Source organism: Achromobacter sp. MYb9, assembly GCF_002975275.1.
Taxonomy (GTDB): Bacteria; Pseudomonadota; Gammaproteobacteria; order Burkholderiales; family Burkholderiaceae_B; genus Achromobacter.
Window position 1 is genome coordinate 221,626 of sequence record NZ_PCOQ01000005.1, and the last position, 14,366, is coordinate 235,991.

At 67.0% G+C, this 14,366-nt stretch carries 13 protein-coding genes; 8 read left to right on the plus strand and 5 right to left on the minus strand.

What is annotated here, in order from left to right; translation table 11 throughout:
* The first annotated feature begins 117 nt into the window (after positions 1–117).
* Genes CQ050_RS10730 through CQ050_RS10760 form a run of 7 tightly spaced genes read left to right on the plus strand, consistent with a single transcriptional unit; the run spans position 118 to position 6,055 of the window.
* A complete protein-coding gene (locus CQ050_RS10730; RefSeq protein ID WP_105556805.1) occupies positions 118–798 on the plus strand; it encodes an RraA family protein in 681 nt (226 codons plus the stop codon).
* A complete protein-coding gene (locus tag CQ050_RS10735; protein WP_105556806.1) occupies positions 795–1,997 on the plus strand; it encodes an aminotransferase class I/II-fold pyridoxal phosphate-dependent enzyme in 1,203 nt (400 codons plus the stop codon). The genes CQ050_RS10730 and CQ050_RS10735 overlap by 4 nt, the downstream gene beginning before the upstream one ends.
* Before the next feature lie 57 nt (positions 1,998–2,054).
* Positions 2,055–2,876: an ABC transporter substrate-binding protein gene (locus CQ050_RS10740; protein WP_105556807.1), complete on the plus strand. Its 822-nt coding sequence runs from the start codon at positions 2,055–2,057 to the stop codon at positions 2,874–2,876.
* Between the two features lie 22 nt (positions 2,877–2,898).
* Entirely contained in the window at positions 2,899–3,588 is a 690-nt protein-coding gene (locus CQ050_RS10745) for an amino acid ABC transporter permease (RefSeq protein ID WP_105556808.1), read from the plus strand.
* On the plus strand, positions 3,581–4,270 hold the full coding sequence (locus tag CQ050_RS10750; RefSeq protein ID WP_054421595.1) for an amino acid ABC transporter permease: 690 nt from the start codon (positions 3,581–3,583) through the stop codon (positions 4,268–4,270). The genes CQ050_RS10745 and CQ050_RS10750 overlap by 8 nt, the downstream gene beginning before the upstream one ends.
* 50 nt (positions 4,271–4,320) lie before the next feature.
* Complete coding sequence (locus tag CQ050_RS10755; protein WP_105556809.1) at positions 4,321–5,055, plus strand: amino acid ABC transporter ATP-binding protein; 735 nt, start codon at positions 4,321–4,323, stop codon at positions 5,053–5,055.
* 34 nt (positions 5,056–5,089) lie between these two features.
* The gene (locus tag CQ050_RS10760) at positions 5,090–6,055 is read left to right on the plus strand and encodes a LysR family transcriptional regulator (RefSeq protein ID WP_369868269.1); all 966 of its coding nucleotides are present in this window, start codon (positions 5,090–5,092) and stop codon (positions 6,053–6,055) included.
* Between the two features lie 35 nt (positions 6,056–6,090).
* On the opposite strand, the gene CQ050_RS10765 is transcribed toward CQ050_RS10760, so the two are convergent.
* Entirely contained in the window at positions 6,091–6,498 is a 408-nt protein-coding gene (locus CQ050_RS10765; protein ID WP_105556811.1) for an I78 family peptidase inhibitor, read from the minus strand.
* Positions 6,499–6,560: 62 nt separating this feature from the next.
* Complete coding sequence (locus CQ050_RS10770) at positions 6,561–7,475, minus strand: LysR family transcriptional regulator (RefSeq protein ID WP_105556812.1); 915 nt, start codon at positions 7,473–7,475, stop codon at positions 6,561–6,563.
* Between the two features lie 118 nt (positions 7,476–7,593).
* On the opposite strand from CQ050_RS10770, the gene CQ050_RS10775 reads away from it, so the two are divergent.
* On the plus strand, positions 7,594–8,868 hold the full coding sequence (locus CQ050_RS10775) for an SGNH/GDSL hydrolase family protein (protein ID WP_233213951.1): 1,275 nt from the start codon (positions 7,594–7,596) through the stop codon (positions 8,866–8,868).
* Between the two features lie 24 nt (positions 8,869–8,892).
* Here CQ050_RS10775 and CQ050_RS10780 read toward each other — a convergent pair whose 3' ends face one another.
* The 3 genes from CQ050_RS10780 to imuA are packed head-to-tail and all read right to left on the minus strand — an operon-like array spanning position 8,893 to position 14,243.
* A complete protein-coding gene (locus tag CQ050_RS10780) occupies positions 8,893–12,126 on the minus strand; it encodes an error-prone DNA polymerase (RefSeq protein ID WP_105556813.1) in 3,234 nt (1,077 codons plus the stop codon).
* Positions 12,127–12,139: 13 nt separating this feature from the next.
* Complete coding sequence (locus CQ050_RS10785) at positions 12,140–13,609, minus strand: DNA polymerase Y family protein (protein WP_105556814.1); 1,470 nt, start codon at positions 13,607–13,609, stop codon at positions 12,140–12,142.
* Positions 13,539–14,243, minus strand: a complete 705-nt coding sequence (imuA, locus tag CQ050_RS10790) for a translesion DNA synthesis-associated protein ImuA (RefSeq protein WP_105556815.1) — start codon at positions 14,241–14,243, stop codon at positions 13,539–13,541. Before imuA ends, CQ050_RS10785 begins: the two co-directional genes overlap by 71 nt.
* Between the last annotated feature and the right edge of the window lie 123 nt (positions 14,244–14,366).

The following is a 14,366-nucleotide window of genomic DNA, read 5'->3' on the forward strand; positions in this document are numbered from 1 at the left end:
TATGTGCGAAAAAAATTCCTGGATCACTGGGAATTTATATCGTTTTGAGGAAAGGCATGGCGGGCTTTGTAATGCATGTTCGCTTAATCGCTTCACGCATTCATTCCTGACTTCCTTATGACTCCCATCGGTTACCGCATTCTTTCCCGGCCCGCTCCGGCCGTCGACGCTGACGTGCTGGCGGGCTTTGCCGGCATCGGCTCGGCTCAGATCAGCGACTGCATGAATCGCCTTTATGGCGTCTCGGGCCTGCGCCCGTTGCATGCCGGCACGCGTCGCACCGTGGGCCTGGCGCTGACCGTCAAGACCCGTCCCGGCGATAACCTGATGATCCACAAGGCGATTTCGCTGGGTGGCGCGGGTGACGTGATCGTTGTCGACGGCGCTGGCGACACCAGCAACGCGCTGGTCGGCGAACTGATGATGATGGATGCGCAATCGCGCGGCATCGAAGGCTTCGTGATCGACGGCGCCGTGCGCGACCTGGACGTCTTCGCCCAGGGGGAATTCGGCTGCTTTGCGCGCGCCGTGTCGCACAAGGGACCGTACAAGGATGGCCCCGGCGAAATCAATGTGCCCGTGTCCGTGGGCGGACAGGTGGTCAACCCCGGCGACGTGGTCGTGGGCGATGCCGACGGCGTCGTGGTGATCCCGGCCGAATTCGCGGTGGCCGTGCTGGCGCTGGCGCAGAAGAAGGAAGCCGACGAAGCCGTGGCCAAGGAAAAGCTGCGCGCCGGCACCTACACCAAGCCGTGGCTGGAAAAGACCCTGGCCGAGAAGATGGGGGCCGCCAAATGAGCATCGTCGCCGACCGTATCAAGCGCATCAAGCTGTCGCCCAGCGTCGCCGCGCGCGCCATCATCGCCGAACTGCGCGAACAAGGCCGCCGCATCATCGACCTGACAATCGGCGAGCCGGATTTCTCGACGCCCGAGCATATCCGTGTGGCGGCAACCGCGGCCATGAACCGTGGCGAAACCAAGTATCCGCCCGCCCAGGGCACGGTCGCCCTGCGCCGCGCCGCTGGCGTCCATCTGCAAGAAGCGACGGGGGTGGACTACCCCGCCGCGCGGATCATCGTCAGCACCGGCGCCAAGCAGGTGATCTTCAATGGGCTGGCCGCCACCTTGAACGAGGGCGACGAGGTGTTGATCCCCGCGCCGTTCTGGGTGTCGTACCCGGACATGGTGCTGGTCAACGGCGGTGTTCCGGTCGCCGTGCAGACGTCGCCCGCCACCGATTACAAGGTCACCCCGGAAGCACTGGAGCGCGCGATCACGCCGCGCACCAAATGGCTGATGATGAATGCGCCCAGCAACCCCACGGGATCGGTCTACACGGCCGATGAGCTGCGCGGCCTGACCGACGTGCTCAAGCGCCATCCGCACGTCTGGCTGATGACCGACGACATCTACGCCCGCTTGAACTTCACGGGCGAAGCCACCGTCCACCCCTTGCAGGTCGCGCCCGAGCTGGCCGCCCGCACGCTGGTGGTCAATGGCGTGTCCAAGGCTTATGCCATGACGGGCTGGCGCATCGGCTACGGCGCGGGCCCGGATGAACTGATCAAGGCAATGGCCATCCTGCAGTCGCAAAGCACGTCGGGCGCATCGTCCGTCAGCCAGGCGGCGGCGCTGGAGGCGCTGTCGGGTCCGCAGGACTGCGTGGCCGAATTCGCCCGCATATTCCGCGAACGCCGCGACCTGGCGATCGCCGAATTGTCCGGCGCGCCGGGTTTGGCGATTGTCGTGCCGCAAGGCGCGTTCTACGTCTTTCCGGATTGCTCGGGCCTGCTGGGCAAGAAGACGCCCGCGGGCGATGTGATCGCCACCGACACCGACCTGACGCACTACCTGCTGCGCGAGGCCGGCGTGGCCGTCATCGATGGCCACGCGTATGGCGCGCCGGGCACCTTCCGGCTGTCGTTCGCCGCGTCCCTGGACGATATCAAGCAGGGATGCGCCGCTATCCGCGAAGCCTGCGCCAAGCTGGCCTGAGGCTCGCGTCTTTCATTCCAGTACGACCACCACACAAACAGACAAGGGGAATCAACCATGAAACGTCACTCTCTCTTCGCGGCCTGCCTGGGGCTGGCCACGTTGGCGCTGGGCGCCGCTGCCCAGGCCGACCAGGTCGACGACATCAAGGCGCGCGGCGAGCTCGTCTGCGGCACGCTTGGCACCTCGCAGCCGTTCAGCTTCCAGGACGGCGCCACGCGCCAATTGGTGGGCTATGACGTGGACGTGTGCAAGCTCGTTGCCGACAAGCTTGGCGTCAAGGTCAACTACAAGCTGCTGTCGGTGGCGGCGCGCGTGCCGGAACTGAACGAAGGCCGTGTGGACATCCTGGCGGCCAACCTGGGCTATTCGCCCGACCGCGCCGAGCAGATCGCCTTCAGCCACGCCTACTACGTCAGCCCGCAGAAGCTGTTGGTGCGCAAGGACTCGGGCCTGGATTCGGTTGAAGCCCTGAACGGCCGCCGCATCGGCGCCACCAAGGGATCGAGCTCGGAGCGCGAGATCAAGCGCATCCTGAATAAGTCGCAGGTCATCGGCTACGGCGACAGCTCGGCCACCTATCTGGCCTTGCAGCAAAAGAAAGTGGACGCGCAGTTCGCCTCGGAACTGGTGCTGGTGCGCCTGGTGCTGCAAAGCCCGCCGACCGCACCGGTCAGCGTGATCCCCAAGTCGGTGTTCGACGAGCCCTGGGGCCTGGGCGTGCGCAAGTCCGAACCGCGTTTCCTGCAAACGGTGAACCAGGCGCTGGACGAAGCGGAAACCTCCGGCGCGGCCGCCAAGCTGTTCAACAAGTGGTTCGGCCCCGATACGCCGTACAAGCTGGAGCGCAGCTTCAAGATCGGCCCCATCGCCGGCTAGGCTGTCGGAGATCGATCGCTTTATGAGCCTACTTGACGCTTCCCAATACCAGCTGCTGCTAAGCGGCATGGTGGTCACCGTGCAGCTGTTCCTGGTTGCCTGGGTCATGGCCTTCACCATCGCGGTGACACTGGTGGTGGTGCGCGCCACCAACCTGGCGCCGTGTCGCTGGGTGGTGGACGCCTATGTGGAATATCACCGTAACGTGCCGCTGCTGGTGCAGGTGTTGTTCTGGTATTTCGGCATGCCCGAATTGCTGCCCGAGGGCTTCCGGATGTGGCTGTACGACCACAACGCCGAGATGTCGCTGGCCGCGATCGCGCTGGCGCTGGGGTCGGCCGCCTATATCGCGGAAGACATCCGCAGCGGGCTGCGCGCCATTCCCGGCACGCAGTTCGAGGCGGCCCGCGCGCTGGGCGCCAGCTACCTGCAATGCATGCGCTTCGTGATCGTGCCGCAGGCCGTTCGCATTTCGATACCGCCGCTGGTGGGACGTGCGCTGCTGCTGTTCAAGAACACCAGCGTGGCAATGGCGATCGGCGTGATGGAGCTGACTTATCAGGCCCGCGAGATCGAAAACGAAACCTATCGCACTTTCGCCACGTTCGGCGCGGCGACGATCATGTACCTGCTGGGATCTTTCCTGATCATGGCGGTGGGATCGCGCATCTACGCCCGTTATCGTCTGAACCGCGGAGGCCACGGTGCTTGATCTGCTCTTGCAATACTGGCCGACGCTGCTGGTCGGGCAATATCCCAACGGTCCGCTGGGCGGACTGGCGCTGACGCTTATCCTGGCGGCGCTGGGCCTGGCGATGTCGATGCCGCTTGCGCTCTTGATCGCGCTGGCCCGGGTCAGCCCGTTTGGCTGGCTGCGCGTGGCCAGCAAGGCACTGGTCAACGTCGTGCGCGGCATGCCGTTGCTGATGCTGATCTTCTGGGCCTATTTCGTGGTGCCCAAGCTGACCGGGCAGGTCGTCAGCGGCTTCTGGACGCTGATCTTCGCACTGGTGGTCTATGAAAGCGCGTACCTGTCGGAAGTGATCCGTTCGGGTATCGAGGCGGTGCCGCGCGGCCAGATCGAGGCGTCGCGCTCGCTGGGCGTGGGTTACTGGACGACGATGCGCAAGGTGGTCTTGCCGCAGGCGCTGTTCAACGTGCTGCCCAGCATGACCAGCCAGTTCGTGTCGACCATCAAGGAAACGTCGTTGGGCTACGTCATCAGCGTGAACGAACTGACCTTTGCGGCCAATCAGGTCAACAACCTGGTGCTGACCCAGCCGCTGCAGGTGTTCGGCATCCTGGCCATTATCTATTTCCTGGTGTGCTTCAGCCTGAGCCGCGGCTTGAGCTGGCTGGACTTGCGTATCCGCCGCTCGCGCGCCATGGCTTAGGGGCCTGTGCGAGGCTCCTTTTAGTGTTATCAGGCCCTACGGGAACAAACATGATCAATCTTGAAAAAGTGAACAAGTGGTACGGCGCGCATCATGTGCTGAAGGACGTGGACCTGTCGGTGGCGCGTGGCGAAGTGCTGGTGGTGTGCGGGCCGTCGGGGTCGGGCAAGTCCACCATGATCCGCACGATCAACCGTCTGGAACCGATTGAAAAAGGCCGCATCCTGATCGACGGCGCGGACATCTACGCCAAGGGCGCCAACCTGAACGCGCTGCGCCAGAAGATTGGCTTCGTGTTCCAGCAGTTCAATCTGTTTCCGCACATGAGCGTGCTGGAAAACGTGATTTTCGCGCCGGTCAACATCCGCAAGCAGCCGCGCAAGCAGGCGATGGAGCTGGCGCGCGCCCTGCTCGAGCGGGTGGGCCTGGAACACAAGATCGACGCCTATCCGGGCGCCTTGTCCGGCGGCCAGCAGCAGCGCGTGGCGATCGCCCGCGCGCTGGCCCTGCAACCGCCGGTGATGCTGTTCGACGAGCCCACCAGCGCGCTGGACCCGGAGATGGTGGGCGAGGTGCTGCAGGTGATGAAGGGGCTGGCCAAGGACGGCATGACGATGGTGTGCGTAACCCACGAAATGGGCTTCGCGCGCGACGTCTGCGACCGGGTCGTCTTCATGGATGGCGGCGAGATCCTGGAAATGGATACGCCCGAGCGCTTCTTCAGCGCGCCGTCCCATCCGCGCGCGCAGCGCTTCCTGGCCGACATCCTGCATCCGCGCGGCTGAGGTCGCGGCGGCGATGGTAAGGTTGGGGGTTTCCATGCGTTTCGCCTCGACCGCCGCGATGTACACCCTTAAACAGCTAGAGGCTTTCTACTGGAGCTCCGAATTGGGCAGCTTCAGCGCGTCGTCCCGCAAACTGCACACCACGCAGTCGGCCGTGGCCAAGAGGGTGGGCGAACTTGAAGCCTTCGCCGGGTCGCCCCTGTTCGAGCGGCGGGCCAAGAAACTGGTGATGACCCCGCAGGGCCGCAAGCTGTTCGAGCTGGCCCGCGAGATGCTGGACCTGAACAGCCGCATCGTGCAGAACATGGCCGATCCGGCCAGTTTCGAGGGCGTGGTGCGGCTGGGCGTGACGGAACTGGTGGGTATGACCTGGCTGGCGCGGCTGATCAATCAGATCAGCCAGCGCTACCCCCGCGTGCAGTTGATGCCCGAGATCGATGGCGGCATCACGCTATACGAAAGGCTGGAACAAGACCAGATCGACCTGGCCATCATGCCGGGGCCGTTCTGGAGCTATCAGTACGATTGCACCCATTTGGGCGCCGTCACCAATGTGTGGATGGCCAGTCCCGCGCTGGACATCGACTTTTCGGCCCGCCTGACGCCGCAGGACCTGGCGCCGTATCCGGTGATATCGCAACCCACGAACTCGGCCTTGTCGCATCTGTACGACGCGTGGTTCGCGGAACAAGGCCTGCCGGTCAAGCGCGTGCTGACCTGCAACAGCCTGGGGATGATGGCGCAGTTGACGATGCTGGGGCTGGGCATCAGTTATTTGCCCGGCGCGTATTTCGCGCCGCTGGTCGAGCGCGGCGCGCTATGCCGGCTGGATGTGCGGCCCGACCTGCCCACCATCAATTACTACGCCGTGCACAAGAAGAACATCGTCAACCCGATTGTGTCGCGGGTGATCGATATCGCGCGCGAGGAATGCGCGTTCGAGGTGGCGGGGGCGTTTCTGCCCCATGTGCCGCCGGCCGCGTTGCGGCGGCAAGCGTAGGCGGCAGGCCGGCGGGCGCCGGCTCCCAAGGCGGCTTAACCGCAGCGGATCGCCGTCATGACGTCCTTGTCGTCCACGATCAGGTTCAGGCGGGTCGCGTTGTACTCCATGGTGACAAGCTGGCCGGGGCGCAGGATGCGCGCGGTGGCGCTGCCGCTGCGCGTGCGCAGGTCTTCCATGACAGACTGGGTGGCCTTTTGGCCGATCTGCGCCTGCAGGGCGGTGGCGTCGCACGTCTTGCCGCCGCTTGTGGCGCCGGGGATGTTGGACGACGAGCCATAGGAAGATCCGCCGTAGGTGGCGCCGCCGGACGACCCCGATGAGCTTGACGCGCTAGAGGAGCTGGAGGCTGCCGGCGCGCTGCTGGACGAGGACGACGTCCCGGTATTGGCGCATGCGCTCAGGCTGGCAACCAGAAGGAAAGGGATCAGCTTGCGGATCATGTAAAGCTCCTTACAACTACGCGACAAAAAAGCCATGATAGACCAGCCGGGGCGGCCTGTAATCAGAAGCCGTGGGGGGCCTGCATGCCGGGCATCGCGGGCAGCCGGTCGGCCAGGAACTGGATCAGCAGCCGGGCCCGCAATGCCTGGTAGCGGCGCGAGGGGTAAATCAGGAACGCTTCCTGTGGCGCGCCGCTCCATTTGGGCAAGACGCGCAGTAATTGGCCATCGGCCACCAGGTCCTGCACCAGCCAGGCAGGGCACAAGCCCACGCCGGCGCCCATCGCCAGCGTTTCCCGGATGGCCAGGGCATTGTTGACGCGGTACCGTCCTTGCGTCTGGACGCTGGCGCGGGTGGCGCCCTGGTGCAGCTCCAGGGTGTCGCCGGCCGGCAGCCACGCGAACCTGACATAGTCGTGGGCCGTCAGGTCCTCCGGCGTGCGGGGTTTTCCGTGGCGGGCCAGATAGGAAGGCGCCGCGACCAGATGGCGCGGCGACAGGGCAACTTTGCGGGCGATGGCGTTGGGCGGCAGGTCGCCGCCCAGGCGCAGCGCCACGTCCACACCTTCTTCCACCAGGTCGACGAAACGGTCGTTCAGGATCAGTTCGACCTGAATGTCGGGATAGGCGTCCAGGAATTCCCGGATCAGCGCGTTCAGCCGGAACTGGCCCAGCGCGACGGGGGCGTTGACGCGCAGGAAGCCGGCGGGCTGCTCGGTCTGGCCTCGGGCGTCGGCCACCGCCTCGGCGTATTCCTCCAGCACTCGGTTGGCGCGTTCGTAGAAGCGTTTGCCTTGTTCGGTGGGCACGACGCGCGTCGTGCTGCGCTCCAGCAGGCGCACGTTCAAGTCTTTCTCAAGCGCCGCGACGATCTTGCTGAGCGCGGGCTGGGTCAGACCTTGTTCGCGGGCGGCGGCGGACAAGGTGCCAAGTTCCACGGCGCGGACGAAGGCCCGCATGGCGCGCAACGTATCCATATGCAGGGCATTCCGTTTTGGAAGAAGTGGTATGCATTTTAGAGGTCTACCTTTGGTTATGGGAAGAACCTATCGTGACGGCATCGCTGTTAATCACTGCCCGTCCCAAGGAGATCCCATGAAGCCTGCCATGAACCGTCATTTCTTTTTCCGCGCCGCCAGCCTGGTCGCGGCTAGCCTGGCGTGGATGCCGTCCGCCACGCAGGCGGCCGCGTCGGGGCCGCAAACCGCCTGGGTCAGTTCTTGGTCCGCCAGCCCGCAGCCGTTATGGGAGGAATCGTTCGTGCTGCCTGCGGGCATGCCGGCGCAAGTCGCGGACCAGACGCTGCGCGAGACCGTCAAGATCAGCCTGGGCGGCAAGCGCTTGCGCGTGGTGCTATCCAACCGCTACGGCACGCAGCCATTGGTGATCGGCGCCGCCCATGTGGCAAAGGCGCGGGCGGGGGCGGCCATCGACCCGGCGTCGGATCGGGCGCTGCGTTTCGGCGGCCGTCCGGGTGTGACGGTCGCGCCCGGCGCCCAGGTGGTCAGCGACCCGGTGGACCTGCCCGTGGCGGCGTTGAGCGAACTGGCCGTCAGCACCTATTTCCCGCAGCCGACCCCCGTCACCACGTTTCATTGGGGCGCGCAGCAAACCGCCGCGCTGGCGTCGGGCGACGTCGGCGGCGCGGCGGACTTGCCGGGCGCCAGCGCTTTGCACGGGCGCGCGTTCCTGACGGGAATCTGGGTGGAAAGTGCTGCCAGTACTCCGGTCGTGGTGGCGTTCGGGGATTCGTTGACCGATGGCAACGGCTCCACGCCCGGCGCCAACCGCCGTTGGCCCGATTTCCTGGCGCGCCGGCTGGCGCCGCAGGGCGTGGGCGTCGTCAATGCGGGCATTTCGGGCGCGCGGGTGTGGGGCGACAAGATGGGCGTGAATGCGATGGCCCGCTTCGAGGCCGACGTGTTGGCGCAACCCGGTGTGCGGACGGTGGTCGTGCTGATGGGCATCAACGATATCGGTTGGCCCGATAGCGGGTTCGCGCCCGACGATGCGCCCATGACCGCAGCCCGGCTGGTGGAGGGTTACCGGCAACTGGCCGAGGCGGCCCGCGCCCGCAACGTGCGCATCGTGGGAGCGACCATCGCGCCCTATGAGGGTTCGTTGCACGGCACGCCGCTCGCGGGCCATTACCGCCCGGCCAAGGATGCGGTGCGGCGCGAGGTGAATCAGTGGATCCGCGACAGTGGCGTGTTCGACGCGGTGGTGGATATGGATGCTGTGCTGCGCGACCCGGCGCACCCCGCGCGTCTGTTGCCGGCCTACGATTCGGGCGACCATCTGCATCCCGGGGACGCGGGCTATCAGGCGATGGCGCAGGCGCTGGATGACGGCATTCTGTTCGGCCGGTGAACCGTCCGTTGCTGCCGCGGCGCATCAATGGAAGTTGCGGCTGTGCGTGGCCAGTCCGCCCAGCAGGTCGGACAGGTCCACCAGCCGTTGCGCGATCAGGTGGCGCACGCCGTCCACGCTCTGCCAGGCGCCGTAGACACCCAGCAACTTGGCACCCAGCAATTCGCGGCGCTGGCGTTCGATCAGTTCGGGCCGGACGACCACGTTCACGGGGCCGGTCTCGTCTTCCAGCGTGACGAAGATCACGCCCTTTGACGTTTGCGGCCGCTGGCGCACGGTGACGATGCCGCAGGCTCGTGCCACGCGCTTGTCGGGATAGCGGTTCAGAACGTCGGCCGGCTGGAAATTGCGGGCCGCCAATTGGTCGCGCAGCAGCGCCACCGGATGGCTATGCAAGGTCAGGCCCACGCTGCGGTAGTCGGCCGCGACGGTCTGGCTTTCCGACGGCGCCTGCAGCCGGGGCGCCTGGGTTTCCTGGATGGCGGCATCGCGCAGCAAGTCACGGCTTTGCACGCTGGCGGCGGCTTCCCAACTGGCTTGGCGCCGATGGCCCGCCAGGGTGCGCAGCGCATCGCCCGCGGCCAGTGCGTTCAGGTCATGGCGGTTGAGCGCGCCGCGCCGGGCCAGGTCGGCGGTGTCGGTGAAAGGCGCCTGCGCGCGCGCGTGTTCGATGCGTCGGGCGGCGTCTTCGCGCATGCCCTGGATCAGGCTCAAGCCCAGGCGGACGGCGGGACGTGGGGTGTCGGAGGCCGGGGCATGCGGACGGGCGCTGCGTCGGGCGCCAGGGTGGCCGTCCGGCAAGGCCTCCAGCGCAGAGTCCCAACCGCTGACGGTGACGTCTGCGGGCAACACGCAGACGCCATGGCGGCGGGCGTCCTGCACCAGTTGGGCGGGCGCGTAGAAGCCCATGGGTTGTGAGTTGAGCAGGGCAGCCAGAAAGGCTTCGGGTTCGTGCCGCTTCAGCCACGAACTGGAATACGCCAGCAGCGCGAAGCTGGCGGCATGGCTTTCCGGGAAGCCGTATTCGCCAAAGCCTTCCACTTGCCGGAACAGCGCTTCCGCGAAGTCCAGCGTGTAGCCGTGAGCCAGCAGGCCGCCCACCAGTTTGACGCGGAATTTGTCCACGCCGCCTTTGCGCTTCCAGGCGGCCATCGACCGGCGCAACTGGTCGGCTTCGCCCGGCGTGAAGCCCGCAGCCACCACGGCAATCTGCATCACCTGTTCCTGGAAGATGGGCACGCCCATGGTCCGGCTGAGCACGCCGCGGACTTTTTCGCTGGGGTAGGTTACTTCTTCTTTTTTCTGGCGGCGGCGCAAATAGGGGTGGACCATGCCGCCCTGGATCGGACCGGGCCGCACGATGGCCACCTGCACGACCAGGTCGTAGTATTTACGCGGCCGCAGGCGGGGCAGCATCGTCATCTGCGCGCGCGATTCGATCTGGAACACGCCGACCGTGTCAGCGTCGCAGATCATGTCGTAGGTGGCGTCGTCGCCTTCGGGAATGTCCTGCAGCGTCAGCGGCTTGCCACGGCGCTGGCCGGCCAGTTCCAGCGTGCGGCGCAGTGCCGACAGCATGCCCAGCGCCAGCACGTCCACCTTCAGCAGTTTCAACGCGTCCAGGTCGTCCTTGTCCCACTGCACGACGCTGCGGTCTTCCATGGCGGCGTTTTCGATCGGCACCAGGCGCGACAGTTTCCCGCGTGAAATCACAAAGCCGCCGGGATGCTGGGACAGATGGCGGGGAAAGCCCATCAGGGTCTGGGCCAGCGACGCCCATTGCCGGGCAACCGGGGATTCCGGGTCCAGTCCGCAGGTGCCCAACGTGCGCAGCATTTCCTTCTTGCCGTCCCACCATTGATGGGCGCGCGCCACAGCGTCGATGAGGCCCAGGTCCACGCCCAACGCGCGGCCGGTATCGCGCAGCACGCTGCGTGGCCGGTACGAGATGACCACGGCGGTCAGCGCGGCGCGCTGCCGGCCGTACTTGCGGTAGATGTGCTGGATGACCTCTTCGCGGCGCTGGTGTTCGAAGTCCACGTCGATGTCGGGGGGCTCGTTGCGTTCCTTGCTGATGAAACGCTCGAACAGGTTGTTGCCGCGCATGGGGTCCACCGCGGTGATGCCCAGGCAGTAGCAGACCGCCGAGTTGGCGGCCGAGCCGCGGCCCTGGCACAGGATGCCCGCGTTGCGGGCGTACAGCACGATGTCGTAGACGGTCAGGAAATAGGCTTCGTATTGCAGGTCGGAGATCAGGTCGAGTTCTTTTTCGATCTGTTCGGTCACGATGTCAGGCACGCCGGCGGGAAAGCGGCGGGCCGCGCCCGCCAGGGTTTCCTGGCGCAGGAAGGTGGCCGGCGTGTGCCCGGGCGGCACGATCTCGTCGGGGTATTCATAGCGCAGCTCGTCCAGGGAAAACGTGCAGCGGCGCGCCACCACCAGCGTTTGCGCCAAGGCCTCCGGCGGATACAGGTTGGCCAGCCGCATGCGGGTGCGCAAGTGCTGTTCGGCGTTGCCGGACAGTTCATAGCCGCATTGGGACACCGGCTGGCGGGTGCGGATGCCGGTCAGCGTGTCGTGCAGCGGCTTGCGCGACCGCACGTGCATTTGCACCTGGCCCACCGCCACGACGGGCAATTCCGCCGCATTCGCGGCGTTTTCGATGGCGGCGCGGTGCAGATCGTCGCGCGACTGGTACAGCAGGTTCAGGCCGACCCAGGCGCGGTGGGGAAAGACGCGCGCCAGCCAGCGGGCCTGTTCGGCCAGGCGGTCGGCGTCGGTGCCGTAGGCGGGCGTCAGGATGGCCAGGCATTCGGGAAGGTGACGCAGATGCGCGTAGCCTTCCGGCGGATCGGTCAGGTCTTCCGGCGCCAGCCGGTATTCGCCCTTGGGCGCGCGGGTGCGGGCCAGCGTGATGAGTTCGGACAGGTTGCCGTAGCCTTCGCGGGTCTGCGCCAGCAGGGTCAGCCCCAGCGGCGCGGCGTCGGGGGCGGCGCGCAGCTGGAAGGTGGCCCCGATGATCAGCGGCAGCTTCAGGGCCTTGGCTTCCATGTGGGCGCGCACCACGCCCGCCAGGGAGCATTCGTCGGTCAGCGCCAGCGCGGCGTAGCCCAGTTCCGCGGCGCGCGCGGCCAGCTCTTCCGGATGCGAGGCCCCTTGCAGGAAAGAGAAATTCGACTGGCATTGCAGCTCGGCATAGCCGGGCAACGCCGCGGGCGGGGCGGACGGATCGGGGGCGTCGAAGGCGTCGTCGTGCATGATGCGGACGGCTTCAGGCGTACAGCCCGTGCAGGAACCAGCGCGCGTGCTCGGCGTCGCGTTCGCGGTAGATCCAGTAGCGCGCGGCGGCGGCGTCTTCGGCGACGAAGTAGTCGCGCACGGTCAGGGCGGGGTCCCACCAGCCGCTTTCGATGCGCTCGGGGCCGCGCATCAGCCGCAGCGCCTGGCCGCCGTATTGCGGACGATGGCCGGACAGCTTCAAGGGCAGCGGCGTTTCCAGCAGCCAGAACGGGCGGTCCAGCAAGGTGGGCAAGGGCGTGGGGGCTTGGGGAGGCGCCAGCGCGTCGCCCCAGGCATTGGCGGCTTCGGGGCGGTGGTCGGCGGCGGGCTGCGCGTGGCGCACCTGGTCGCGGCCCAGCCGTGCCACCAGCAGGTCCAGCAGCCGGGCGTGGTCGGCCGCCGTGCCGCCGGGTTCGGGGAACAGGGTGGTGCTGGCGGCAGGCTGCTCTACCGTGTCAGGCGCTTGCAGCGCCACCGCGATGACGGGCGCTTCCAGGGTGAAGTGGTTCAGTTTTTCGCGCAGCAGGTGCAACAGTTGCGGCGCCTGCCAGACGGGCTGCGCCAGCGCCAGCTCGAGTTCGGTGGGCGGGCGGGCGTGACGGCCGCGTTCGTGTTCCATGCTGAGCACCACGCGCCGCACGGCCAACTGCCGGGCGGTCAGCCAGCCGCCCAGTTGTTCGGCCAGCCGGCGGGCCACCGCCAGCACGGCGTCGGTGTGTTCGACATAGTCCGTGAGTTCCAGGCGCCGCGAAAACTGGTGGGGCGGTTCGATCCAGCGGTAGAGCTCCGGCGTCTGGCCATAGGCGGCGTCCAGGGCCTGCAGCAGTTCGGGCGTGCTGCGACGTTGCAGGCCGGCGCGCGGCAGGGCGCGCAGGTCTGCCAGGGTGTGGCAGCCGATGTCGTCCAGCCAGTCTCGGCGGGCCTGCGCCTGAGGCAGCAGCGCCAGCGGCAGCGCGTCCAGCCGGCGCGTCAGCGTGGGCAGCGTCAACGTGCGCCGGGGCATGCGGCGGCCGGGGTGGTGCGCCAGCAGCCAGGCGCCCATGGCGGTAGGAGCCATGCCCAGCGCCACGCGCAGGTCCAGGGCCTGCAAGGTGGCGCGGATGCGCTGGCTAAGTGCGCGCGGTCCGCGAAAGAACATCAGGCTGGCGCCCACGTTCAGTAGCACGGTGTCGTTGCCGACCAGGGCGACTTCAGGGGTGTATTGCAGCAAGGCCAGCGCCGCGCCCAGCAGGGCGTCGGCTTCGGTTTGGGGCTGGCGCGGCAGCAGGTCGACCTGGGGGGCGATGGCCGCCGCGCCGGCGCGGCGCATGCCCGCCTTGACGCCTGCCTGTCGGGCGGCGGGAGTAAGGGCGGCGACGCGTTCCTGGTCCAGGACGGCGAACGCCTGCTCCTCAAGCGGCCAGTGCGGGCGTAGTGCGTCCAGCGGCAGGCAGCGCAGGAATACGGCGATCCAAAGGCGCATGGCGGGGGGAAGAAGGCGTAAGGACGCCGGGCTCCAGGGCAACATGCAGCGGCGTGTCGCAGACCGGTCCCCGGCGTTTCAGAATATGGACGGACAACCCGCCCGGCGCGGGCGCAAGCGCCAGCCGCAAGGGGGCGGGCGTGGCGTGCTGCGCCGCGCTGGCCGGGCGCACGGCGATGAAGAGCAAGTCGCTGGCCTGGGCCGCCAGATGCAGGCGGCGCAGGGATTCGGGGCGAACGTGGGGCAGCCAGCAGATCAGGGCGCCGCAACTGCCGTTCTTTAGTATCTGTTCCGTGGCCCACAGCGTGTCGACGGGCTTTTGCGGCGCGACCCATAGCAGTTGCCGGGGATCCAGCCGCCAGCTCATCCAGCTGGCGATGTGCGGGGCGTGCGGCGGCTGCACCAGGGCGATGGGCCGGCGTGTTTCCAGTTGGGCCAGCGCCGGGCGCAGCAGGCGGATTTCGCCGATGCCGGGGTGTGGAGTCAGCAGCTCGATCAGCGAACCCAGCGGCCAGCCGCCATCCGGCAACTGCGCGGAAAGCGCGGCGTGCCCGGTGGGCAGGTTGCGGGCGGCGCCTTTGGCCATCTGGGTGGCGCGCCACAACGCGGGATGGATACGTTCAGGGGACTGCATGGCGGGGTTGGCCGGTTCAGTTGGCCAGTTCAATAAGCCAAAAAGGGGTGGGCGGGTAACCTGAGATGGTTGGAATGACTGTATGAATATACAGTATTGTAGCCGCCTTTGACGCCGCCCGGC